Annotated in this window: 19 protein-coding genes, 2 pseudogenes and 1 riboswitch; of the genes and pseudogenes, 8 read left to right on the top strand and 13 right to left on the bottom strand. The window is 65.1% G+C overall.

The genetic code is table 11. The features are described 5' to 3' along the window. Window positions 1-654: 654 nt before the first annotated feature. Window positions 655-875, top strand: a riboswitch (cobalamin riboswitch). A 135-nt stretch (window positions 876-1,010) separates the two neighbouring features. Further along, window positions 1,011-3,275, top strand: a complete 2,265-nt coding sequence (metE, locus tag ACQEVO_RS15840) for a 5-methyltetrahydropteroyltriglutamate--homocysteine S-methyltransferase (RefSeq protein WP_432913666.1) — start codon at window positions 1,011-1,013, stop codon at window positions 3,273-3,275. Between the two features lie 302 nt (window positions 3,276-3,577). On the opposite strand, the gene ACQEVO_RS15835 is transcribed toward metE, so the two are convergent. Then, a complete protein-coding gene (locus ACQEVO_RS15835; protein WP_432913664.1) occupies window positions 3,578-4,498 on the bottom strand; it encodes an acetamidase/formamidase family protein in 921 nt (306 codons plus the stop codon). Between the two features lie 432 nt (window positions 4,499-4,930). Here ACQEVO_RS15835 and ACQEVO_RS15830 point away from each other — a divergent pair, with 432 nt between their 5' ends. The 3 genes from ACQEVO_RS15830 to ACQEVO_RS15820 all read left to right on the top strand — a co-directional run bounded on the left by ACQEVO_RS15830 (window position 4,931) and on the right by ACQEVO_RS15820 (window position 6,834). Further along, a complete protein-coding gene (locus ACQEVO_RS15830; protein WP_432913662.1) occupies window positions 4,931-5,434 on the top strand; it encodes a VOC family protein in 504 nt (167 codons plus the stop codon). Window positions 5,435-5,482: 48 nt separating this feature from the next. Continuing rightward, window positions 5,483-5,818, top strand: coding sequence for a putative quinol monooxygenase (locus ACQEVO_RS15825; protein ID WP_432913660.1), 336 nt, complete (start codon window positions 5,483-5,485; stop codon window positions 5,816-5,818). Window positions 5,819-5,955: 137 nt separating this feature from the next. Further along, window positions 5,956-6,834: a TIGR03620 family F420-dependent LLM class oxidoreductase gene (locus ACQEVO_RS15820; RefSeq protein WP_432913658.1), complete on the top strand. Its 879-nt coding sequence runs from the start codon at window positions 5,956-5,958 to the stop codon at window positions 6,832-6,834. Between the two features lie 19 nt (window positions 6,835-6,853). Here the strand turns inward: ACQEVO_RS15820 and ACQEVO_RS15815 are convergent, their stop codons facing one another. The 3 genes from ACQEVO_RS15815 to ACQEVO_RS15805 form a co-directional block, all read right to left on the bottom strand. Then, window positions 6,854-7,759, bottom strand: coding sequence for a LysR family transcriptional regulator (locus tag ACQEVO_RS15815; RefSeq protein WP_432913656.1), 906 nt, complete (start codon window positions 7,757-7,759; stop codon window positions 6,854-6,856). 592 nt (window positions 7,760-8,351) lie between these two features. Then, complete coding sequence (locus ACQEVO_RS15810) at window positions 8,352-9,368, bottom strand: zinc-binding dehydrogenase (RefSeq protein WP_432913654.1); 1,017 nt, start codon at window positions 9,366-9,368, stop codon at window positions 8,352-8,354. After that, window positions 9,337-9,780, bottom strand: coding sequence for a MerR family transcriptional regulator (locus tag ACQEVO_RS15805; RefSeq protein WP_432913652.1), 444 nt, complete (start codon window positions 9,778-9,780; stop codon window positions 9,337-9,339). The genes ACQEVO_RS15810 and ACQEVO_RS15805 overlap by 32 nt, the downstream gene beginning before the upstream one ends. A 119-nt stretch (window positions 9,781-9,899) precedes the next feature. On the opposite strand from ACQEVO_RS15805, the gene ACQEVO_RS15800 reads away from it, so the two are divergent. Then, window positions 9,900-10,181: a transposase gene (locus ACQEVO_RS15800; protein WP_432913650.1), complete on the top strand. Its 282-nt coding sequence runs from the start codon at window positions 9,900-9,902 to the stop codon at window positions 10,179-10,181. Here the strand turns inward: ACQEVO_RS15800 and ACQEVO_RS15795 are convergent. From ACQEVO_RS15795 to istA, 4 genes and pseudogenes are all read right to left on the bottom strand, one after another. After that, entirely contained in the window at window positions 10,178-10,621 is a 444-nt protein-coding gene (locus ACQEVO_RS15795; RefSeq protein WP_432913648.1) for an NAD(P)H-dependent oxidoreductase, read from the bottom strand. The genes ACQEVO_RS15800 and ACQEVO_RS15795 overlap by 4 nt on opposite strands. A gap of 361 nt (window positions 10,622-10,982) precedes the next feature. After that, window positions 10,983-12,317: a DUF1254 domain-containing protein gene (locus ACQEVO_RS15790; RefSeq protein WP_432913646.1), complete on the bottom strand. Its 1,335-nt coding sequence runs from the start codon at window positions 12,315-12,317 to the stop codon at window positions 10,983-10,985. A gap of 189 nt (window positions 12,318-12,506) precedes the next feature. Beyond that, window positions 12,507-13,301, bottom strand: a complete 795-nt coding sequence (gene istB / locus ACQEVO_RS15785) for an IS21-like element helper ATPase IstB (protein WP_432913644.1) — start codon at window positions 13,299-13,301, stop codon at window positions 12,507-12,509. Beyond that, window positions 13,298-14,914, bottom strand: a pseudogene (istA, locus tag ACQEVO_RS15780) (IS21 family transposase). Before istA ends, istB begins: the two are co-directional and overlap by 4 nt. Before the next feature lie 130 nt (window positions 14,915-15,044). Here istA and ACQEVO_RS15775 point away from each other — a divergent pair. After that, window positions 15,045-15,955 (top strand): annotated as a pseudogene (locus tag ACQEVO_RS15775) (helix-turn-helix transcriptional regulator). Window positions 15,956-16,183: 228 nt separating this feature from the next. Here the strand turns inward: ACQEVO_RS15775 and ACQEVO_RS15770 are convergent. The 3 genes from ACQEVO_RS15770 to ACQEVO_RS15760 form a co-directional block, all read right to left on the bottom strand. Further along, window positions 16,184-17,110: a zinc-binding dehydrogenase gene (locus ACQEVO_RS15770; RefSeq protein WP_432913642.1), complete on the bottom strand. Its 927-nt coding sequence runs from the start codon at window positions 17,108-17,110 to the stop codon at window positions 16,184-16,186. 40 nt (window positions 17,111-17,150) lie between these two features. Then, window positions 17,151-17,978 (bottom strand): NAD(P)H-binding protein, encoded by an 828-nt coding sequence (locus tag ACQEVO_RS15765; protein WP_432913640.1) that lies wholly within the window; start codon window positions 17,976-17,978, stop codon window positions 17,151-17,153. Between the two features lie 80 nt (window positions 17,979-18,058). Next, window positions 18,059-19,141: an alkene reductase gene (locus tag ACQEVO_RS15760; RefSeq protein ID WP_432913639.1), complete on the bottom strand. Its 1,083-nt coding sequence runs from the start codon at window positions 19,139-19,141 to the stop codon at window positions 18,059-18,061. Window positions 19,142-19,273: 132 nt separating this feature from the next. On the opposite strand from ACQEVO_RS15760, the gene ACQEVO_RS15755 reads away from it, so the two are divergent. Then, window positions 19,274-19,699 (top strand): MarR family winged helix-turn-helix transcriptional regulator, encoded by a 426-nt coding sequence (locus ACQEVO_RS15755; RefSeq protein WP_432913637.1) that lies wholly within the window; start codon window positions 19,274-19,276, stop codon window positions 19,697-19,699. 1,164 nt (window positions 19,700-20,863) lie between these two features. On the opposite strand, the gene ACQEVO_RS15750 is transcribed toward ACQEVO_RS15755, so the two are convergent. Beyond that, entirely contained in the window at window positions 20,864-21,442 is a 579-nt protein-coding gene (locus ACQEVO_RS15750; RefSeq protein ID WP_432913636.1) for an SRPBCC family protein, read from the bottom strand. 145 nt (window positions 21,443-21,587) lie between these two features. Between ACQEVO_RS15750 and ACQEVO_RS15745 the strand changes: the two genes are divergently transcribed. Beyond that, the gene (locus ACQEVO_RS15745; RefSeq protein ID WP_432913634.1) at window positions 21,588-22,178 is read left to right on the top strand and encodes a TetR/AcrR family transcriptional regulator; all 591 of its coding nucleotides are present in this window, start codon (window positions 21,588-21,590) and stop codon (window positions 22,176-22,178) included. A 172-nt stretch (window positions 22,179-22,350) separates the two neighbouring features. On the opposite strand, the gene ACQEVO_RS15740 is transcribed toward ACQEVO_RS15745, so the two are convergent. Continuing rightward, complete coding sequence (locus ACQEVO_RS15740) at window positions 22,351-23,877, bottom strand: hypothetical protein (protein WP_432913633.1); 1,527 nt, start codon at window positions 23,875-23,877, stop codon at window positions 22,351-22,353. Window positions 23,878-23,935 lie beyond the last annotated feature (58 nt).

The raw sequence follows: 23,935 nt of genomic DNA, 5'->3' as shown, positions 1-23,935 counted from the left end.
CGACCGAAGTGCACGCCGACGCTGCCCTACACAACCTTCTCACCCGTGAGCCAGACGGTAACCTCTGTCCTGTACCGATCCAGATGCACCACGGTGAGGTCACCCCGCCTGACCTGACAGTGGGATTCGCTGCACCCGTCACCACTGACAGACCCGCCTCGTCTCGTGACGGGGCGAAACCCCGACCCCGGCATCCGTGGAACGACCCAAACCACAGCGGGCACGGCAACTCGACGTCGACCACGGTCTGCGTCCAGGTAACCATCAGCGGAGTCGGTGGAGTTGCGTGCTGCTCGCCGCAGGATTCGAGAGTTGGAAACCGAGTTGGCGGTCATCCGCCACGCTGCGAAGTTCCTCGGGGAGGACACTTCCGGCCCAAAAGACGGTTCTACCCGGTGATCGACAGCCGAGGCGGGCGCGGCGCAGTGGGGTCGACGGGTCTCGTCGACGCGGCGCATGTGAAGATGACTCAGGCCACGCTGGCCCGCGGTGCCCGGATCGACGGCTCGTAGCCGAACTGACCGGCGGGTGTAGGAAGGGCCCACCCGTTCGCAAAGACCTCGATTCCGGATCCTTTCTGAGGTCGGCTATATTTGTGAGTGCAGCTGGTTCGCTGGAGGCGGAGTCGAGGAGCCCCTGATCCGTCCGATGGTGTCGAAGCTCGGTGGTGTTCGCATCGTCGAGTGAGAGGGAACCCGGTGGGAATCCGGGACTGTCCCGCAGCGGTGAGTGGGAACGGCAGCCGTCATCCGCACTGGGCGCCTGCCTGGGAAGCGACGGTCGGTAGGACCAGCTCCGGGCCTCGAGCGCCGGGGCCGACCTGTTCGAGGTCGATGCCCATGAGTCCGAAGACCTGCCCGTTGTACCGGATACGCCGTATCCGGTGGTCGTCGCCTCGTGGATCGGGCGTACGCTGAGTGGACTCGGGCACGGGAACGATGCTTCATGGGCTCCATCAGCGTGCGCTCTGTATGGGTGGCGGTCGTTGCTGCCGACCATGGAGTTCATTGATGTCGAACCCGCACACTATTTTTTCCGCAACCGTGCTGGGGCTACCGCGTATCGGCCCCAACCGGGAGCTCAAACGCGCTACCGAGTCCTACTGGGCCGGGCGCCTCGATGCCAAGGGCTTGCACGCTGTCGCGGCGGGCCTGCGCACCACGCAACTGACCGCGGCGCGTGACGCCGGGCTGGATTCGGTGCCGGTGGGCACGTTCTCCTACTACGACCAGATGCTCGACACCGCCGTGCTGCTCGGGGCGCTGCCCGAGCGGGTGTCGGGGATCGCCGACGAACTGGATCGCTACTTCGCGGCCGCTCGTGGCAACGCCGAGGTGACGCCGCTGGAGATGACCAAGTGGTTCGATACCAACTACCACTACCTGGTGCCCGAACTCGCCGCGGACACCGTGTTCTCCCTGCATCCGGAGAAGCCGCTGGCCGAGCTGCGCGAAGCGCTGGCGCAGGGCGTGCCGGCCCGCCCGGTCGTTATCGGCCCGATCACCTTCCTGAAGCTGGCCAAGTCGGTGGACGGCAGCGACCTGCTAGAGCGGCTGCCCGACCTGCTTCCCCTCTACGAGCAGCTGCTCGGCCTGCTCGCCGAGGCCGGTGCGCAATGGGTGCAGATCGATGAGCCGTCGCTGGTGACCGATCTGACCGAGGCCGAGCTGGCGGCCGTGCGTTCCACCTACCGGCAGCTGTCGCAGGTGCCGGCGCGCCCGGCCATTCTGGTGGCCGCTTACTTCGGCCGGTTGGGGGTGGCGCTGCCGGTGCTTGCGGAGACCGGCATCGAGGGTATCGCCGTTGACCTCGTGGCCGGTGGCGATTCGGACGTGGCGGTGGCGCAGTCGATCACGGACAAGCTGATCGTGGCGGGTGTCGTCGACGGTCACAACATCTGGCGGGTCGACCCCGATCACGCGCTGTCACAGCTGACCGGGCTGCGCGACGCCGGGGTGCCGGTGGCCGTGTCGAGCTCGTGCTCGCTGCTGCACGTGCCCTACAGCCTCGCGCCCGAGACCGAGCTGGACGAACGGCTACGAAACTGGCTGGCGTTCGGCGAGGAGAAGATCGCCGAAATCCGGGTGCTGGCCACCGCACTCGCCGCGGGCGAGGAGGCGGTCGCGGAGGCTCTCGAGATCGCTCGCACGGCCGTGGCCGCTCGCTTGGCCGATCCGCGGCTGCGGGTCGAGTCGGTGCGTGCGCGCCTGGCCGGACTGGACGCTGACGCTGTGCGCCGTACCCCGGCCGACGAACGTCGCGTGCTGCAGCAGCAGCGGCTGAACCTGCCGCTGCTGCCGACCACCACCATCGGCTCCTACCCGCAGACGAGCCGCATCCGCGTGGCCCGCGCCCAGCTGCGCCGAGGCGAGATCGACCAGGCCGAATACGATACGCGGATGCGTGCCGAGATCGCCGAGGTCATCGCGCTGCAGGAGGAGATCGGTCTCGACGTGCTGGTGCACGGTGAGCCGGAGCGCAACGATATGGTGCAGTACTTCGCCGAGCAGCTCGACGGCTTCGCTGCGACGATCAACGGCTGGGTACAGTCCTACGGCACTCGGTGTGTGCGGCCGCCGATCGTCTACGGCGATGTGGTCCGTCCGCGGGTCATGACCGTCGAATGGATCACCTACGCGCAGTCGCTGACCAGCAGGCCGGTCAAGGGCATGCTGACCGGTCCGGTCACCATCCTGGCGTGGTCGTTCATTCGTGACGACCAGCCGCCCGCTGACACCGCCCGCCAGATCGCGTTGGCGATCCGGGACGAGACGGTGGACCTCGAGGCGGCCGGAATCGGCATCATCCAGGTAGACGAGCCCGCGTTGCGCGAGCTGCTGCCGCTGCGCAAGGCCGACCAGGCCGCCTACCTGGACTGGGCGGTCGAGGCGTTCCGGCTCGCGACCTCCGGCGTCGCCGATACCACCCAGATCCACACCCACCTGTGCTACTCGGAGTTCGGTGAGGTCATCGGTGCCATCGCGGGTCTGGATGCCGACGTCACCTCGATCGAAGCGGCGCGCTCGCATATGGAGGTGCTCGACGACCTCAACGCGGCCGGGTTCGGCCTGGGTGTGGGCCCCGGTGTCTACGACATCCACTCACCACGCGTGCCCGGCACCGAGGAGATCGAGAAGTCGCTCGAGCTCGCGCTGAAAGCCGTTCCGGCCGAACGGCTGTGGGTCAACCCGGACTGCGGTCTGAAGACCCGCCGTACCGACGAGGTCATCGCCTCGCTGCGCAATCTCGTCGCGGCGGCCCAGGCCCTGCGCTGATGCGTGACCGGGGCGCCCGCACGGCGGGCGCCCCGGTTTCCGTGGTGTTTCCCTTCCAGTCCGAGGCCATCATTCTTTCCCGCGGACCGCGGGTTAACCCGCAATGCCGTCCGACCCGCCCTGAAGGGCGCCCGCAGCTCGGTCGGCGATGAGAGCCTGCGAACCCACTCCACGACAGTAGAGAGGTATCCGAACGTCCTCGACCGAATCGGTGTGGGGTTTGCCGGGTGTGCACTCGTGATAACGGGCGTCGTCCGAAATATGTTGGATAACCGAAGTTCTGGGTGAGAAACCCTCAGTCGTCACACCCGCTCCAGGACTCGACGCGCGAGCGTGGTGTCGGCGCCCGCACCGAAATCGGATCGCCGCACCATGCCGTGTACCCCGCGCACCTGGTCCACGGCCTGCGAGATCGTGAAATCGGCGGCGGCGCTGAGGTACAGATAGGCCTGCCGCGGGTGGGCGTCGAAGTGTTCGCTCACCAGGTCCACGGCGTAGCCGACGCACAGCTGGAGTGCGGTGTCCAGATCCCGGTGCATACCGGTTGGAATCAGCAGTCCGTGCGCGGCGGCGAAGGGGCCGATCCGGCTGCCGAAACCGCCGGCAATCTCAGCTGCCGTGATGAGGTCCACGGTGAGCGTCGCACGCAGTGGTGCTTCCAGTGCGGTGAGCGCCACTTCGCCGTCACCGTGGGCGAAATGCGGGTCACCGATATAGAACAGTGCCTCCGGTACCTGGACGGGCAAGAACAGGGTCGCGCCGGCGGTGTGGAGTTTGACGTCGATGTTGCCGCCGTGTGGTCCGGGCGGAACGGAATCGATACGGGTGCCGGTATTGGTGGCCACGCCGATGATTCCCAGAAACGGTGCCAGCGGGAACATAGCGTTCCCCGACCGGCCTGCCGGATCGAGCGGCAGGGCGCCGAACCAGCGGCCGTCGCGGTCGTGGACCTGGCAGAACTGACCATAGTCACCGTCGAATCCGGGACGGCCGGACAGCACACCGCATCCGTGTCGCGTCGAGATCACCCCGTACGGCGCGCGCATGGTGAGCGCATCGATACGAAGCGCCAGCAGGTCACCCGGCCGTGCCCCATCGACTGCTATCGGACCGGTGACGATATGCGGCCCCGTGTCAGTGTTGTGGCGACGCCGGGCGGCCACCTCGACCGCGTCGTCGAGCACCTCCGCGCGCTCCACCCCGTGACTTCCGAAGTAGCGCACGGGATCCGAGCCCTGGTCTTCGAGGATTCCCTCGTGGCTGATCGTATCGACCTGTACGTTCCGGCAGATCCGGACAAGGTGTCTGGGGTCGTCTGCCCTGCCGGATGGATACACCGATCGCCGCGCTGGCGCCGGGGTCGACCGTCGTGGACCGGCGACATCGTCGAGGTCGGCAATGCCCCTTCCGTGAAGGTTACCGCTATCGATTCCGCCCGGCGTCACATCCTCTTGTTCCGAGGCGCAGGCATGCCCTGCATGAGCGGCGGTTGCCATGTCTGACGAACGGTGTCGTGAGCCATAACTTCTGGCTATCGCAAGAGGGGATATTTCGTATTGGACAGCATGGCTCAGGAGGTGGAGAGTGTTGTGAACAATACGAAGTCACCGGCGCTGTGACGACGCCACCGCCAGGTGTGAGCGGAAGGAACCCGGATGCCCTACATCAATCACGTTGCGCTACCGGTCGATGACGTCGACCGCGCCAGCGCCTTCTACGTGGACTGGTTCGGGGCTCGTGTCGTACCGTCACCGAAGTTTCCGGTGCCGGTCGCGTGGCTTCTGCTCGGTCCGACGCAGATCCATCTAGTCCAGCACCCAGATCAGCTGTCGACGAATTATCACTTCGCCGTGTCCGTCGAGGACCGTGGAGAGTTCGAGGCGTTGTATCGGCGCGCGGAATCTGAAGATCGTCTGGATCGCGAGACCTTTCCGAACCACATTTTCGAGTTGCCGAACGGGAACGTTCAGATGTGGATGCGGGACCATGCGGGGAACGTCATCGAAGTCGACTACCCCGATATCACAGACCTGGACAGCACTATCGCGGCCGTGGCCGGCCGGTGGGTTCCCGACAGCGAATTGTCGGCCTGGAACCGGCAGTCCTCGCTGTTCATGCCGGAGCAGGCCATCCTGTCGGATCGTTCCGATGTCCGCTAGACCCGAATTCCGAAAGCCAACTGGTTGGACCGTGTAAGGAAGAAGCCAATGTCTGAGATCGTCGTAGTCGCATCGTTCACCGCCCACCAGGGAACCGAAGAGGCGGCCGAGATATTTCTCGCGGATCTGCTGGATACCACGCACGCCGAGGACGGATGTCTGCTCTACGCGCTGCATCGCGGCGTCGAAGATCCATCGCGGTTCGTGTTTGTCGAAAGGTGGGAGTCTCGTCCACTGCTCGACGCCCACCTCAACAGTGCGCACATACAAACCGCCTTGTCGAGGGTGCCCGAGTTCTTCTCGAACTCGGACATCGTTTACTATGAGGCGGTTCCAGGGGGACATTCCGACAAGGGTTCGATAGCAGGACATGCGCGCGCCTGATTCGGTCGCTGTCCGGCAGGGGCGTTGTGGGGTGCAATCCCTGGCGGGTGCCCATGGAAGCCGGCATCGCCCAGGCGCGCGTTGCCCTACCGTGTGACGGTTCTGTCAACTCTTCGCACTACATCAAGGAGATCCCAATGGGTAGCATCGCCGGTCTCGATCTCGGAGATTTCGGAATATACACTTTCGATTTCGAGTTCCAGCCCGCCGCGCAGATACGCGATTCGATTCAAGCACTGGAGGGGCAGGGCTGGCAATCGTTTTGGTTTCCAGAGCTTCTGGGGCGCGAATCGTTCTCGCACGCGGGATTCTTGCTATCCTGCACCGAGCAGATCAGGATCGTCAGTGCTATCGCCAAGATTTGGGTGCGCCCAGCCCGCTGGGCGCAGAGTTCCAGCGTCCTGCTTTCCGACGCCTACCCGGACCGGTATGTAGTGGGACTCGGATTCGGCGGCGAGCCCAAAGCGGGAACGAAACCGTTGACAGCGATGCGGGACTACCTGGACGAGATGGACTCGTTCGCCGACCCGAGTCCGGCTCCGAAGTCGCCGAGTCGTCGGTTCCTGGCTGCATACGGGCCGAAGATGATCGAGCTGGCACGTGATCGTACGGATGGTGTTCAGGTTTATCATTCGAATGTCGAGCATACGGCTCGCGCACGCGAGGTGGCGGGACCGGATACGTTCCTGGCCGTCGAGCAGACGGTGCTTTTCGAGCGTGACCCCGAGAAGGCTCGCGCAATCGCCCGCGAGCATATGGATATCTACCTCACCAGTCCGTTCAACATCGCGAAATTTCGCCGTTTGGGATACTCGGATGAAGAAATCGGAAACGGCGGCAGTGATCGGATCATCGATGACTACGTCTTTTGGGGTGATCAGGATACGATCGTCGAGAAGCTCCAACGGCATATAGCCGCCGGCGCCAGTCACGTTTCGATTCAAGTAATCGGCCTCGATCCGGGCGAGTCGGCTGTCGGACATTGGCAGCGGCTGGCCGACGCACTGTTGTCGTAGCATCACCCGAAGTCGATACCTACCCAACGATGAACGCGTGCGCGGGCCGCGGCGTCGCCGCGACGGCGTCCCTGCAGCTTTCCAGTAGCGCCCGCGTGAGCGGGGTCCATTCGCTTCGGGTATACGCAGAGAGCTCGCGCGCCAGCGGTTTGCGCATGTGTTTGACGAGGTGTTGCAGGTCCCCCGGCACGGCGGACAACGGCATCATCGTTGGACCCAATCCGCAAGCCGTGAACCGCGCTAGACCTTCTATTTGGGCCGAGTGCACCGCGGGTTCCGGGTCGAAGCCCGCGTCGCGGCATACCGCGGTGAGCAATGGCGCCATACCAGCCGTCGGCGTGGGCAGTACCCATCGGCGATCGCTGAGATCGGAAAGCTCGACGGGGCCGGCCTCTTTCAGAAGTCTGTCCCCTTCGGGCAGGAGCAGAACGAACGACTCCCAACCGAGCGACTCGATCGGGCCGTCCCACGAACCGGGCACAGGACCGATGGCCAGATCGGCGACGCCATGTCGCACATCATCCTCCATCAGATCCTTGTGGCGGTACTCGTGCAACTCGACTGCGATGCCGGGATAACGCTCACGCAAGGCACGAATAGATCTGGGTAGCAGGCCGATCGCGATCGACAGAACGGCGGCGATCTCCAGCTCGGCGGAGGTGAGATCTTGAGCCATCCGAGCTGCCCGGCGCGCCCGATTCGCGGACAGAGTCGCCGACCGCGCTTCGGGTAGAAAGGCCCGACCGGCATGGGTCAGCCGGACACCACGGTTCAACCGCTCGAACAGTGGTCCGCCCAGCTCATGCTCTAGCGCGGCGATCTGTTTGGACAGGGTCGGCTGCGCGACGTACAGACGCTGTGCCGCACGAGTGAAGCCGCCCTCGTCGGCCACGGCGACGAAGTACTCGAGCTGACGGAGGTTCACGTGCGGAAAGACTAGCTATGAATCCCCTCTATAGCAAAGAGTAGATTATCGTGACAATAGAATAGGTTCAGCAAAGATTCCAGTGCCGCGTCAAGCAACGTTGGCTAGGTAATCCGGGTGCCGGCTCAAGGAGTTCACTGCGAACTGTTGCTTCGGTCGGGCGTGCCGGTTTCGCCAGCGGATGTAGGCGCCGATTGCGGTGTCCTGTACTTGTGGGGGCGGCACCGGGCAATGCAGGCGATGCGTTCACTCGTCGCCCGATCAATCTTGCTTGGCCTGCCCCGCTCCATTTTGGGTCCAATGCTTCGAATCCCTGTTCGTTGAAGTCGTGGATCATCTGGCGCACATACGCTTCCGATACCCGCATAAACCCCATGTCTGCCGGGCCACACTCGGAGGGGAAGACTGCGCACCGTGTAGAGTCTTCGCACCAGTTATTCACATTCCCGGGAACGGTAATCGAGGTTCCGGCTATGTATCTCCCGTAGCGGCTCACGGTCGATGTAGCTACCCGTCGCGAGCCGGCCCGATGGAGGAAGACCGTGGCAGTGGCAGCTTTCTCATCGAGCGTTTCGATGAAACATGGGCGTTCCTAACGCCAGGGATCGAGGGCGAGCTTGCCCTCGGTCTTGCCCGCTTCGACTTGCTGCAGGACCATCGGTCCCGCGGCCAGTGGGTGAACCTGGGGGCTGCCTGGCGGGTATACATCGTGGGCGATGAGCGCCTCGATCTCGACGAGCACCGACTGGTAAATAGACGGGGCTGCGACCGCCAGCGCACCGATGTGCAGGCCCTTCACCTGAACCTGGTGGGTGAAGACCAGGTCGTGCGTGGTCAGGGTGGCATTGCCGGACGCCGCGCCGAAGACGACGATGCGTCCGGTGAAGGGTCTGGTGATCGATAGGCTGGTCTGGAATGTGGCCTGACCCACTGATTCCAGGACCAAGTCGACCCCACCGGTTATGCGGATGATCTCCTCGGCCAGATCAGGGCGCCGACTGTCCAAGACTTCGTCCGCGCCGAGGGCTTTTACGGCATCGTGCTTCTCTGGTGACGCCGTGGCGATTACGCGTGCACCGTAGTGACGGGCGAGGCGAACGGCAGCCTGCCCCACGCCGCCGGCGGCGGCCTGGACGAGCACGACCTCACCTGTTTTGATTTCGCCCAACGGCTTAAGCGCCGCCATGGCTGTTGCCCAGTTCAGCACCATGCCGAGGGCGGCGGCATCGTTCCAGCTGGACGGCACCGCAAGCACACCGGCGGCCGGCATCGTCATGTACTGTGCGAAGGCCCCTGGGCCGGCTCCGACCACATGAGTACCGAGCGACAGTGGACTCTCGACATCCGGCCCGACCTCCACGATCTCACCGGCGGCCTCGAAACCCGCGATATAAGGGGCCTGCGGGCCTCCTCCGTATGTTCCGTGGGTCTGCATAACGTCGGCGAAGTTGATCCCGGCAGCCCCCACGCGGATCAGGTAATCGCCGGGCCCCGGCCTGGGGCGGCGCTGATCGGTCGTGAGGATCAGATCCTGCGGTCCACGATGCGACCGCTGGATGAGTGCCCGCATCGTCTGCTCAGCGGTGTTGTTCTGCTCGTTGACTTCCATGCAGCGAATGTAGGACCTTGACACTTATGTCAAGGTCAAGCGGCCGCGGTCCGGCAGTAACGCGGCGGGCCTCGCGTAAGTAGGCGTCGAGTGCTGCCTGCTGATCGCTGAGAACGGCGATGCGAGCGGCAAGACGATTGCGATAGCTCTGCACCTCTTGCAGGAACTCTGTGCACACCGACTCGGTGTGCACAGAGCCGTCAGTGAGGCCGGGCAGGAGCTCCCTGATCAAGCGGACGGGCAGCCCGGACTCCAGCAGTGTGCGGATGACGAGGACCCGGTCGATCGTGGACTGGCAGTAGTCACGGAAACCGTTGCCGATGCGACCGGGGACGATCAAGCCTTCCTCCTCGTAGTGCCGCAACGATCTCGCACTCACACCGCTGATTCTGGAAGCCTCACCGATCTTCATGCTCGAATTAACGCTCGAGCGCACCGTGTTCTTCCGGCTGACCCGCTCCCCGTGGATGCGACCGGCTGGAATTAGAGTCCCGTTGGCCCTGGTAAGGGCCAGGAGGGACGATAGGAACCATGGCTGGACGCAAGCGGCATTCCGCGGAGGACATCGTGCGTAAGCTGCGGCGCGCCGATGAACTGGCCGCGGAGGGCTTGACCGGCGAGCAGATCGCCGCTGACCTGGGGGTTTCGGCGGCGACACTCTATAACTGGCGCCGCCAGTACGGCGGTATGGACACCGACGCCGCCCGTGAGCTCAAGGAGCTGCGGGAACAGAACGCCCGATTGAAGCGGCTACTGGCCGACGCCGAGCTGGAGAAAGACGCCCTGCGCGAAATTTCGAAGGGAAAATTCTAGGCCCGGCGGCCAAGCGACGCGCCGCGGACATGCTCCGAGATCGGATGGGCATGTCGGAACGGTTCGCGTGCAAAGTCGTCGGGCTGGCTCGTTCCACCTATCACCGGTTGCCGGCCGCGCAAACACCGGCAGACCCCGATGCCGGGACACGGTCCTGGCTGCGCAGTTATGCCGGCAAGAACCCGTGTCACGGGTTCCGCCGGGCCTGGGCAGCCCTGCGGTTCGACGAAGGCCCGGCCCGAGTCCAGGGCGACGTTCAGCGGGCTCGAAGCGTCGGAACCGAAGTCCGCCGCATCCACGACCGCCTTCCAGTTCATCGCGTACAGATCGCTCACCTGGACCTCGTGCCCGGCGGCCTCCAGCGTGGATACTGCGAGGTCCTTCAGCGAGCCGTTCAGTGACTTCGGCCCCGGGTGGGCGTAAACGATCAGCGTTTTCATCAGAACTCCTTCAGATTCGGTGCTTTCGAGTCTGGCCGGTGCGCTCCTTGCCGTTCAGGGATGCCTTTTCCGTCGGAACGGAGTTCCTGGTATCGCCAGGACCACCCTTACGGGCACCGGTGCCGCCATACTGGGGGACATGGACGACCTCGCGGGCTTTCTACGGATCCGGCTGGTTGTGCCAGCGAATTCCGGCGCCGTTTATCGACGAAATCCGACGCCGTGTGAGTCCGCGGGGCTGCGATCGTGACGGTGAAATGTGACGTCGTCTGAGACTGGGGTGGCCCGTCTGGAGCGTGCGACGACAGTCGGCCGATCTTGGCCGTACGTGTCTATCCAGAGTGCGAAGGGTTCGGGTCTGTCATGTTTTGGTGATCGGTGGCACGGCGTAGGTCTGCTCCAGCACTGAAGTGTCGGGTTCGTACATCCGCAGCACCGGCCGGAACGCGCCGGCGGGTGCGGGCAGCCAGTTCGCTCGGGCGGTGGGGTCGTCGGGCGCGGTGTGGCTGATCGTGAGGGTGAGCGCGCCGTCGGGGTCGTAGACGATGCCGGGGGTGCGGTCGCCGATCGAGTAGCGGTCGATGGGGTTTTCGACCAGGTAGAAGTCGGGGACCGAGTACATGGTGATCGACCAGAACGCGCCCACGGGCGGGGTGGGGTCCAGACGCAGGGCGTAGGTGTGGGCGCCGGTGAGTTGTTCACCGTGGTCGTCGAGGTAGGTCATGATGTAGGCGGCTTCGTAGGCGTGGTTACCCCACAGTCCGCCCTTGGCGGCGGCTGCCCGTTCGACGATCCGCAGCGTGGGATCGGTGATCTTGAATCGGGGGTCGTCGAGCGCTCCGATTTCGAAGTAGTCGAGGTTGTAGTCGAAGGCGTGCAGCGTCAGCTTCCAGCCGTTGACTTCGGGACTGGACCCGTGGGTCAGTGCGGTGTCGAGGCTCTTCTCCCCGGCGCGCAACCCGGCGCGCAGGGCGGTGGCCGTCACTTCGTCCATGGAGACATAGGGCGAGGGACCGGGGTCACCGATACCGGCCGGCGCGAGCGAATCCTGGAGTTCCCGGTCGCGTGGTGCGGGCGGGAACGCTTGCGACCACAGGCGCAGCATCTCGAGGAACAGCAGGTCCGAGTCTAGGGCGCGGTCCGGTGAAGGCAGACCGGCCGGGCGGGCGGTGGTGTCCAGCGGTGTCACGGTCGTGGCGTCCTGCAATGCGTGGACCGCGGGGAGATCGTCGTTCCCGGCGCAGGCCCACCGGCCGACAATCGAGGCGATGGTGGTCGGGAAGGTGATGACGGTGGCCTGTTCCGGGCTGTCGCCGCGCCATCCCGGTGGTACGAGCAGGAAATCCCCGGCGCCGGTGCCGGTGGCGCGGTGCCCGATGTAGGCGAAGTTGTCGGTCCAGGCGTCGACGAATTGCAGCACGTAGTACCGGCCAGCGGTGTCAGGGACGCGCAGGGCGACGGGCCCGACCGAGAGGTCGATCTGTGCCATCGAGTACAAGGTGTCGTTGTTGATCGTCACGAAGGTGTCCGCAGGCCCGGCCAGGGTCCGGGCGTGGGAGAAGGTGTTGAACGCCGCCGCCGGATTCGCCCCGACCCCCTCCCGGACATAGCGGTCGACCTGCTCCAGGTTGAACACGAGCGGAAACCCGTAGATGTAGGCGCGGGCGGCCAGCTCGGGCAGGGCTTCACTGGTCATCGGCGATCCTTGTCCTCGTCGGCGCAGCCGTACCGCGCAAGCATCGACGTGCGGGGGGCGGTGCCGCTTCACCCGGACAGGGTGATCCGGCACCGGTCGATCAATCGGTGGGGTTGCGCCATCAATCGGTCGGCCGGTCCCCGCCGCGTTTCCGCACGCCTACCTGGGATCTATCGGTGAATTTCGATGTCACCTCGCCGCGGCCACTGCTTGCGCTGTCCGGGCGAGGCGGTAGGAGTCGGTGCCGGTTTCGATGATGTGGCCGCCGAAGGTGAGGCGGTCGACGATCGCGGCGCAAAGCCTCGGGTCGGTGAAGGTTTTCGTCCATCCGGAGAACGACTCGTTGGAGGCGATCGCGACGGAGTTCTTCTCCTCGCGTTCGGTCAGTACCTGGAACAGCAGTTCCGCGCCGCGGCGGTCGAGTTCCATATAGCCGAGTTCGTCGATGCAGAGCAGGTCGACCCGGCCGTAGCGGGCGATCGTCTTGGTCAACTGTTTCTCGTCGGCGGCTTCTACGAGTTCGTTGACCAGCTTGGTTGCCAAGGTGTATTTGACTCGATGGCCTTGCATCGCGGCCTCGCTGCCCAGCGCGATGAGCAGGTGCGATTTTCCGGTGCCGGAGTCACCGATCAAGCAGAGCGGCAGGCCCTTCTTGATCCAGTCACCGCGGGCGAGGGTGTTGATAGTGGCTTCCTCGATGTTCGGATTGGCGTCGAAGTCGAATGCGCGCAACGACTTGTCGCGCGGAAACCCCGCGGCGCGGATGCGGCGTTCGGAACGGCGGCGGGCGCGGTCGTCGCATTCGGCCAGCAACAACTCGGCCAGAAACGCCCGGTAGGTCATTTGATCGCGGGACGCGCCGTCAGCGATCTCGTTGAACTGAGCCCGGACGGTCGGCAGCCGCAGCAGCCGGCATGCCTGGTCGACCGCGGCGTCGGCGGCCTGTTCGGTCATTCCATGCCGACGCGGTGAGGTGGTTGTCATGCGGAACTGCCTTTCGTCGTGGGTGAACGGCGGAGCAACTGGTCATAAGCAGCGACCGACGGGATCGGTCGACGATCCGGTGGCAGCGACGCGATGCGTCGCTGCGTCAGAGACGGCACCTGTCCCGGTTCATCGAGCTCGACGACACGGTGTTCGGCCGGAAGAGATTCGCCGACCTTGCGGGCCTCCAGCGCGACCGCGTCCGCGGTCAACGCTCCCGCTCGCAAGGCGGCAGCCAGGCCAGCGACGACTTGCTCGTGGGGAACATGGCGGTGCAGCAGCAGGACTTCGATCAGGGCGCGGGTGCCGTCGCGTTCGCCGTGCGCGCGGCGCGGCCGCCCACCAGCTCTCGTGGACCGGGGTGAACTTGCCCGCCAGCCGGGCCTGCTCGAGCGCGGTCGCCCCAGGCAACGCGCCGGGTTTGCGCAGCAGCCCTTCGAGGTAGTGGTCCAGATCCAACCGGGTCCCAGCCTTGGCCGGCAATCGCTCATGACGCGCGATTTCGGTGCGGCCGTCGAACACGACCAGGTGGTTGGCATGCAGCAAGACCCGGACCTGACGCCCGATCAACCGGACCGGCACCGAGTAACGGTTGGTGCGGACGGTGACCTGGGAGAACTTGTCGACTCGGGGTGTGAACCAGCGCCCCGTCTCGAACGACTCGTCCGGAAGCGGCTTGAGCAGTGGTTTCTCGGCGGCGAACAGTTCTCCGATCATGCGGGGCCGAGCTCCGATGCGGCGTTGTTCATCCGCCAGATCCCAGGCATCGATCATCTCGTTGAGCTCGTCGATCGACTCGACCTCGGGGATCGGGACGAAATGGTTGCGGCGAAACCAGCCGATCTGTCCCTCGACACCGCCCTTCTCATGCGCCCGCCGATACCGGGCTGGCAGTAGAACGCTTCCAAGTCGTAGTGCGAGCGAAACGCCGTCCACCGATCCGATTCCTCACGCAACCGCGCGAATCCGAGCACCCGCGACACCGCGGCACGCAGATTGTCATAGCGGACCTTGCCGAACGGCACCCCACCGAGGACCTCGAAAGCATGCGCGTGACCCTCGAAGAACGCTTCCTGCCCCGCCGACAGGAAGCAGCGATGGACTGCCTTCCCCGAGAACGACAGCCGCAGCGCGAACAGACAGACCACCAGCAATTCCCCACGCAGCCGGACCGTCACATCACCGAAGTCCACCTCCGCTTCCTCACCCGGGCGATGGGTCTGGCGGATAAACACTTCAGCCGGCCCTCGCCCGGCCTCGGCTCTGATCTGGGGCTTGCGCTCGGCGACGTAGTCACGGACCGTCTGATACGACACCCCATCCATGTCGTGCTCGTCGATCAACCGGGCGTACAGGCGCTTGACCGTGTGTTTCTGCTTCTTCGGTGCAACCAGGTCCTCCCGCAACACTGCGTCGATGAATGCCTTGAACGGATCCAGCTTCGACCCACGCTTGGGATACCGGCGACGCTCGGCCGGCCACACCGACGACGTCGCCGCCTGCACCGTGCGCCAACCCACCCCATACTTGGCCTGCAACGCCCGCCCCGACACCCCAGCACGCGCATCTCGCCGGATCGCGGCATACAGCTCGACCTTCGACTGACGAGGCACCGGTGACCTTCTTCCACGCGAGAAACGGGATGAAGCACACGCATCCTCGCACCGCAACCAAGATCACGACGTCAAAATTCGCCGATACGAACATCTTCCGCCCCACACCGACGCCAAGATCCATCGACAGGTGACGTCACAGATCACCGATAAAACCATCCGGCGTTCCCAGGTCGCCCCGGCGGCCGTCGGCATACCCGGCGACAGGCACCGTCGGGTCGAAGGGTTGCGCCGCGAAGAGATCGCGCGCCTGTCCGGAGTCAGTGTCGACTACTACGTATGCCTGGAACAGGGCCGGGCGCCCCAGCCCTCCGAGCAGGTCCTCGACGCACTCGCCTATGTCCTCGGCCTCGACGAGACCGAACGCGGGCACCTCCACCGGCTCGCCCGGCAGCGCCGCCCGCGCGTGAAGGCTCCGAGTGGACGGGTCCGGCCGGAGCTGCTGCGTGTTCTCGACTCGGTCTCCGACGCACCCGCGCTGATCATGAACCACCGTCTGGATGTGCTTGCCGGGAACCGCCTCGCCGAACTTCTGTACGGCCGGTCGATACCCGGCCTGAACACCGCCCGGCACATCTTCCTCGAGGAAGCCGAGCGCGGCTGTACGGGGACTGGGAGGCGTGCACCCTCGACGTGGTCGGACATCTGCGCCTGGCCGCCGGCCAGTACCCCGAAGATCCCCGCCTGACCTCGCTCATCGGTGAGTTGGCGATGGGCAGCGAGCGTTTCCGCCGTTTCTGGGCCCGCGCGGACGTGCGTGCCCGCACACATGGACGCAAGGTGTACCGGCATCCCCTGGTCGGAATGCGGGAACTGCACCAGGAGAACTTCGCCCTCCCGGACGACACGGGTCTGGAGTTGCTGGTGCTATCCGCGGCCTCCGGCAGCCCAGCTGAGGACGGGCTGGGGCTGCTCGCGGGCCTCGGCGCGGACAGCACCCGCAGCGAAGATCAGAAGCCCGCGCCACGACCCGTCGACCACCGCGGTGCCGGCGGCCGTGGCAGACCGGGGCGCCCGGGCGGGCCAGTAGAAGGAGGATGAGTACCCGGACTGTTTCCCCGGGAATGTGACCGTTGATGCTGAGGCCGTTGCAGCACTGCTGTTGCAGCACTGCGAACACCACCGGGCCGAGCATCGGAACGGCACCCGCTGTGGTCTGCGGGATCCGGGAGACCCTTGACGACGACATCACCGAACTGTCGGAAAACGAGGACGCCCAGCTGCGCAGGAGGCGCCGAGTCGCACAGGTCGGCTGATGACGGCTTGTGGTCAGAGATCAGCTTTCCGTACGTCCAAGATGACTTTTCCGCGAACCTCTCGGTTCAGCAGCATTGTCGCGGCCTCATCGTAGGAGTGCCAGTCGGTACGCAGGCCCACCGGAGTCTCTAGCTGTCCCCGCTGAACCAGGCGCACGAGGTCGGTCAGGTCACCTCCGAGCGGCACAGAGATGTTGAACGTCTCGATGCGTCCGCGGTCGTGCCCGATGCGTGCCTGCTCGAAGTCGATCGTGGTCGGCTCCTTCGAGGCCATACCCACCGCCGACACGATACCGCCGTTCGAGAGCCGTTGGTACGCGTCCGCCAGCTGCTGCCCGCCGACGTTGTCCACGACCGCGTCGACCCGGCCCGCCATGGCCCGGGGCCCGACGACGACTTCCGCCGCGCCCAGCTCGAGCAACCCCTCGCCCCGTTCGGCCGACCCGACGGAGGCGACGACCTCGGCTCCGCCCAGGCTCGCGAGCTGTACGGCAAATCTGCCGACACCACCTGATGCGCCTGTGACCAGCACGCGGCGACCGAGCAGGGAGCCGAGTCGGCGGACCGCCTGGAGCGCGGTGACTCCGGCGACCGGCAATGCCGCCGCGGCCCCGAGGTCGACTCCGTCCGGAACTACCGCGAGCTCGTCGGTATCGACGGCTCGGAATTCCGCCCATGCGCCTGACCAGCCGAAGGTGACCACACGGGTTCCGGCCGGTGGACCTGAGCCGTCGGCAGCCGGAGTGACCACGATGCCCGCGGCGTCCCAACCTGGGATCGTGCCGTCGGGCAGGTCCGGCGTCCGGAACGCGACCTCACCGAAGTTGAACGAGAACGCGACGACCTCGACGAGCGCCTGTGCCGGTCCGGGCTTCGGAGGAGGCGCACTATCCATTCGCAGCATATGCTCGCCTGCTCGGTAGTGAACCAGTGCCTTCATCGTGAATCCGATCTTTCCGGTGGGGTCTGCCGTATGCCGTTCAGGCACGCCACTGCTCGGCATGCTCGACGATGAAGTCCCGGACCGCGCGCGGCTTGCTGCCCGCGACCCTCTCGACCGCATCGGTGACAGTCGCGAACGTCCCATCGTGCACCCGGCCGAACATATCGCCGACGACATCGGCCAGCCACGGGCTTGCGCCCGAAATGGTTTCGGAAAGCGCGATATCCACCGCCGAGACCTCCGCGCCGATAACGGCGGAGATGTCCGCCGCGATGACGGCGGTGGTGACCGCCTCCGGGCCGGTAACCGTGTATATCTTGCCTTGGTGGGTGACAGGGTCCACGATCGCCTGCACTGCGACGGCGGCGATATCGCGGGTGTCGACCCAGGCGATCGGCGCGCCGCCGGTGGACAGCGTGATCCTGTGCTGGCGGCGGATCGTGTCGAGGAAGTAGCGCGGATCGGTCAGGACCTGCTGAAACCACGATGGACGCAGGATCGTCCAACGGCCGGCGTTACCGGTGACGGCCGCTTCGACCCGCCGCACCCAGCCACCGGGCGCGACCTGCTCGGCGCCCTGTTCGGAGACGAGGACGATATGAGCGCCCGGCGCCGCGGCGATCAGCTGCGTGATCAGCTCGGGGGCGTCCTGGACATCGGGGCGGGCGAGGTAGATCGCGTCTGCCTCGCCCACCGCTTCGGGCCAGGTCGATCGGTCCTGCCAGTCGAAGTGGACTGTCGTCGATTCCCGCAGGCTCTGCGAGGTCCCTGCGCGGACCTCGGTGTCACCATGTTCGGCGAGCTGCGCCACCACTTCGCGGCCGGTCTTACCGCGGGCTCCGGTGACGAAGATGGTTCGGGTCATTTGATCGGGTCCTTCCCAACTGCGGGTTTGGTCGGTCTGCTGGACGACAGTCGGAGCGATGTGCGGGTGGTTTGTCCGGCCTATTCGGTGCTCTCCAACGTCGGGTAGTCCGTGTACCCGACGTGGTCGCCGCCGTAGAAGGTCTCCGGGTTCGGGGTGTTGTACGGGCCGCCGGCCTTGATCCGCACGTCGAGGTCGGGGTTGGCGAGCCACAAGGCGGCCAGGGACACTGCGTCCGCGATGCCGGCCGCCATCGTGTCCTGTGCCACGTCGGCCGTGGCAGGGAAGATCTCCATGGTCTCGTGCGGGTTCAGGATGAGTGTGCCCGGCCATGCGGCCCGGAGCTGCTTTGTCAGGTCGCGTGTGCCCATCTCGATGACGTGAAGGTAGGCGATGTCGAGTGCGGCGAGCTCGCTGAGCAGCGCGGTGTACACCGGGACCGGATCGCTCTCGACGATGCTGTTGTATGGGCTACCCGGGGAGACCCGGATACCGACGCGGCCGGCGCCGACAGCATCGGTGATCGCCCGCACCACCTCAACGGCGAAACGGACGCGGTTGGCGACCGAACCGCCGTACTCGTCGGTGCGGAAGTTGGTGTTGTCGGCAAGGAACTGGTGCACGAGGAAACCGTTCCCGCCGTGCACCTCGACCCCGTCGAAACCGGCTTCGACGGCGTTGCGCGCGGCCTGGACGAACTCCTGGACGACGCTGGTGATGTCCTCGGCGGTCATCTCCCGCGGCGTCGGGTGGTCGAGCGGGCCCTCGAAGCTGATCATCTGCTCGCCGGAGGCCACTGCGGACGGTGCGATCGGCAACTCGCCATTCGGGTACAGCGATGGGTGCGCGATCCGGCCGCAGTGGGTCAGCTGCGCCACGATGCGGCCACCTTTCGCGTGCACCGCGTCGGTAACCGTACGCCATGCCGCCACCTGCTCGGCGGTGTGCAGACCAGGAGTCAGAATGTAGCCTTGGCCAAGCACGCTCGGCTGGATGCTCTCGGAGATGATCAGGCCGGCGCCGGCCCGCTGAGCGTAGTACTCGGCGGTCAGAGGGGTGACGACACCCTGCTGGGTCGCCCTGTTCCGTGTCATCGGGGCCATCACCAGGCGGGACGGCAGTTGCAGCGCGCCCACCGTTACCGGATCGAACAGAGTACTCACGACTTCTCCTCACTGTAAGGTGCCCGAATTCGAGTTACTTGAGCAGCTCAAGGAAATCCTTGCACGATTGCTTGAGTGAATCAAGCACTACTGCCCATCTGGTCACTCGCCTGGGTGGCATACCATCGTTTTATGGCAGTGCCTTCAGTCCCCGCGAGCGCCTCGAACGATCTCGAACAGGCGATGTTCGCGTTCGTCGACGCCTACAACCAGGCGTGGGAGGCTGCGGCGAACGAGCACGGCCTCAGCACCGCCCACGCCTGCGTGCTGGGTCGGGTCGAAAACCGCCGTGGCATGGGTGAACTCGCCGAAGAGCTGCGCTGCGATGCCTCCAATATCACCCAGATCGTCGCTCGCCTCGAGGCCCGCCATCTGGTCCGTCGTGAGCCCAACCCCGAGGACAGGCGGTCGCGCCAAATCGTGCGGACCCCGAGCGGTGACGACCTCTATGGCGAGTTCGAGGACTCCTTCGAGCTCCCCAGGGTGGCCGCTGCAAACCTCACCGCGGCGGAACGCAAGCAGCTCACGACACTGCTGCGGAAAGCGCTGCCGGGTTGACGGAATGGCGGTCCGGCTCGTCGAGGAGCCGACCGCTCGAGCGGGTCTGCTGTGCGCTACGCAGTGACCGCGAACCACCTCACCTACGTCGTATATCGCACCGAGCAACGATGGCTGGAACCGTGAGTAGCGGAGGAGGTTCGAGAGCACGAGCGTCAATTCGTTGGCGCCGTCCGTAAAGTCGTCTAAGAAGTCCAGTCTGCGGGGGCGCTGCCCGACGCTTCCTCGTCGGTATTGATCTTCGCGATACTAAGTATGGTCAGTTGGTTCCACGAGGGCGGCTCGCTCGAGCCTGCAGCGATTGCCGACGCCTACTGCAAACTGATCGGGCTGCCCCCGGAGGAATAGCGTATGCGCGCGTTGACGCACCGTGCTGCTCGACACATAGACTGACAATCCATCGGGAAGCGCTACGAACACGGCCACCTCTTCGCAGCATTTCTCCAACTCGCCGCCCGAGTATTTCCCGGTGTTGCGAATCGAAACCCCGGCCGCGGCCCACACCATGAACTGCCGGTGCGCGGTAGGCACGCTCACCACCCCGAACGGCGGCGGCAGATGCCGCCACGTACAACCGCTGGCCAATACGACACGACCGCGGTGACCACAGCCCGTTCGCCGACTACGATGTGCACCGCCGTTGGCTACGCGCCCGTGGGATCGTGCCCCGCATCGCCCGTCGCGGGTTCGGGGGCCCCTCGCGGCTGGGCCGGCATCGGTGGAAGATCGAACGAACCATCGCGTGGTCGACCGGCTACCAGCGATTGACCATCCTGCCCGAGTTCACGCCCAGGTCGCATGGCGGTGGTACTTCACCAGTGGGCAAGGTCGACGATATTCGCGCCGCGGTTACCGCCCTGACCGACGATGAGCGAACCTGCCGGATACCCGTTCTGGCAGTCGCAGTGTGCGCCGGCGCGGGCTACATCGCGCACGCGGTCGCCGATGATCCGCGCCTTCGTCGGTATTGCCGGATTCTATTCCGACACAATAGGACCCCGAAGGTCGAGACACTTCTGCAGCGGGGCCGGGCCGCTGAGCAGGGTCGGCGGGAGACTGGTGTCAGCGAAACATACTCGCGGTGGCCGCGGACTCCGGTGATGTCGGCCATACCGCTGCCGGCGACGTAGGAGTAGTACGGCGCCTTCCGGGGCGCCGTGCGAACTACACCGACGGATTCGTGGTGTAATCGCCTGCCAGTAGCCGCCTGGCCTGCTGGTTTGCGGGAGCGTTCTTCGCCTCCGCCGATGTGCGGCTGAGGGTGTATGCGGCGATCCGGCGCAGCAGGCGGACCCGTACGCTCCATCGGGCCGGCCGGGCCACGGCGCCGGTGAGGGTCCGCTCGGCGCGGTCGAGGCTGTCTTCCAGGCAGGCATCGTGCAGGCAACGGAAGATCAGCGGCCAGGTCAGCCTGGCGGGTCCGTGCGCGTCCATGACGAGCTGGTGGGTCAGTTCGGTGCCGTCGGGGGTGGGGTGGACGGTGAATTCGTGGAAGCCGTTGAAGCCGCGGGGGCCGGTGAAGCGGAAGCGGACCCACCGGCCGGGCACGTAGTATTCCACGGTGTACCGGATGGGGCTGTGTCCGCCTGCCGCGCCTTCGCTCAGTGGCCGGTCGAACAGCATCGGTGGCCAGCGGTGTATGGGCCAGAGCGCGTCGTCTTCACCGGCGAGGGTGTCCAGCAGTGCGCCTACTTCGCTCGCGGGCACAGGCAGGTGCCGACGGTGAATGTTGAGATCGGCCATGATGGGGTCCTCGTTTTCGGTTGGTAGGCGTCGTATCTGCCGGTGGGAGGGAAGTGCTCGGTCTGCCGGGATGCCGGTCGGCGGTGGCCGACAGTTCTGTTTTAGAGAGTGTTCTCTAAAACGAAGTTAGCATATTCTCTACTGCATGGGAAGACCGCCGAGGCACGATACCGACCGGCTCCTGGACGCCGCGGCCGATCTTCTCGCTGCCGGCGGGCCGGCTGCTGTCACCATGTCGGGGGTCGCCAAGGCAGCAGGCGCGCCGAGCGGGTCGGTGTATCACCGCTTTCCGGATCGGCCCGCGTTGCTGGCCGCGTTGTGGGCGCGTGCGCTGCGGGGATTTCACGACGACCTGTTCGCGGCGCTGAGTCACGGGGAGTCCTGGGAGGCGGTCGGCCGCGGTGCTCGCGCGAGTCTGGAGTGGGCGCGGCGCAATCCCCGTGACGCGGGTGTTCTGCTGGTGGGCGCTCGCGAGTTGGACGAGCGGAGTTGGAGTGAGCAGGCGTGCGCCGATAATGCCCGGGCGAACGCCATGCTGCACGAAAGGCTGAGCGCGCTGGTCGAGGGCTGTGGCGATACCGCTCCCGACGCGGCCGATCGGATGATGGTCGCGGTGGTCGATCTGCCGTACGCGATGATCAGGCGATATCTGAATTCCGGGCGGGAGATCCCGGCCCATGCGGCCGATCTTGCCGAACACGCTGTGACGTCACTTATCGCCATGCGTCGGACCTGAGGAGCAGTGCAAGACAGTAAAGCGAGATCGGTCTCTTTGGTATCGCGCTATGTCAACGCAATCAGCGGCAACTAATCATGTTCGGTGCGCGTCGCTTCGAGTTGTGCTGGTAGCAGCAGGTTGGTGATGGGTGGTCGCTACGACCCTGTCGACGGCTCGTCTTGTCAGGTAACTACCCGTATTCCTCTTTGTAGAAATCGTCTTGTTCCCATTTGTAATCGACTATCCGATCAATCGTCTCATCCTCGGAAATGACGCCCTGATGGTACAGGTTGAAAATGCGCTCTTCGTTCTCTGAAAATCCTGTAAGGCCGGGTCCGCCACTTTCAATTATTTCGTTGGACGAAATACTTCTGTTCATCTCGGCCCTAGCTTCCCATTCGAGTCCGTTCTGGATTTTTTTCTCACTGTATTCGGCGGGTGACTCGCCCCAATCCCGGGGCGTGAGGTCGGGCAGCAAGATTTCCGGATCGACGGCGTGCCCGACCTCATGAGCCAGGATCGAAACGGAGTCCCGTCCACCGGTGTTCTCGAACTGTGAGTCGAGCTGGATTCGGTCGTTCAGACCGGGTAGGGCACTCAGCTCTCGATACGCACCGAGAACACCGGGCCGCAGGTCGGCGTAGCTGATTGTGGTGCCTTTCGCATACAGATCCCGGAGCTGGTCGGTCAGTGTTGGAGACATGGCGATCATTCGATAATCCTCGGGCTGTAACATCGCTTCGCCGACATTGTCGAGAGCGCCGGCGATATCCACAGGATCTATGCCGATCTGCCGGAGCTGCGTGTTCGCGGCGACGATTGCTTCGACGGGTTCGCCCCGGCCCAGCAACTTCCACAGACACGCAGCTTCCTGAGGACTGTTCGAGTCGGCGAGCAGTTTCTGGAACTCGGCCTGTTCGGTTGTGGGGAGCGTTGCGAATATTTGGGCCGCGTGGGTGATCTCGGTGGGGCTGGATATCCCGGCCACCAGTACCGCGGCGGGTTCGATACCGCGTGGGGCGTAGGCGGCGACTACCGCCGCGAGTGGATCGATTCCGGCGTTTCGTAGTGCTCGTGCCCGGGTCTGCCCGCTGAGTCCGGTCATGGTGTGTACGAAATCGGCTGCTGCTTGTTCGGCTAATCGTGCACCTCGTAACCGTAGCCGGCAGCCTTCGATTGCGAGCCGGCGTTCCTGGTAGCCGCCGATGAGATCGGCGGTCGAAGTCGGGTTTGCCGCGTATGAATTTCTGGCCTGCGCGGCGGCAATCGCTGTCACGGCCTGCGCAAGGTCCGATCGTCCATGGTCATCGTATCGTTGGGCTTCAGCGAGTTGCTCGGCCCAGGTCTCCATCGCCTGGCGTGCGGAGAAGTAGATATTCGCGATAACAAGGTGGTAGCCGGACACGCTCTCCAGAGCTTGTACCACGTTCTCCCCGGCCGCTCCGCGCCAGGCCGAGGGAACCGCTCCAGCGGCGATATACGCCAGATTCGATTCGCCGTACGTCGCAGTCTTGGCCAGTTGCTGATACTCGCGGGCTAAACCGTCGTGCGCGATTGTCGCCCCGGAAAGTACCCGGGGAAGACCGGCGGGTGGAGCCACCCCTACGGCCGCTGCCACAGCGTTCGCCAGGCCTGCCCTGTCCAGGGAGTATTCCGAAGAGGTGATCAACTCGATCACCTCCAGCAGATCTTCCAATGCTTGCGCTGCGGTCGCCACGGATCAAATACCCCGGACCGCGGAACTCGGCATTGCGGATCCGGTACTTGCGGTACCG

It is taken from the genome of Nocardia sp. CA-290969 (genome assembly GCF_050936135.1).
Classification (GTDB): domain Bacteria; phylum Actinomycetota; class Actinomycetes; order Mycobacteriales; family Mycobacteriaceae; genus Nocardia.
This window is presented reverse-complemented; position numbering and strand designations above follow the sequence as displayed.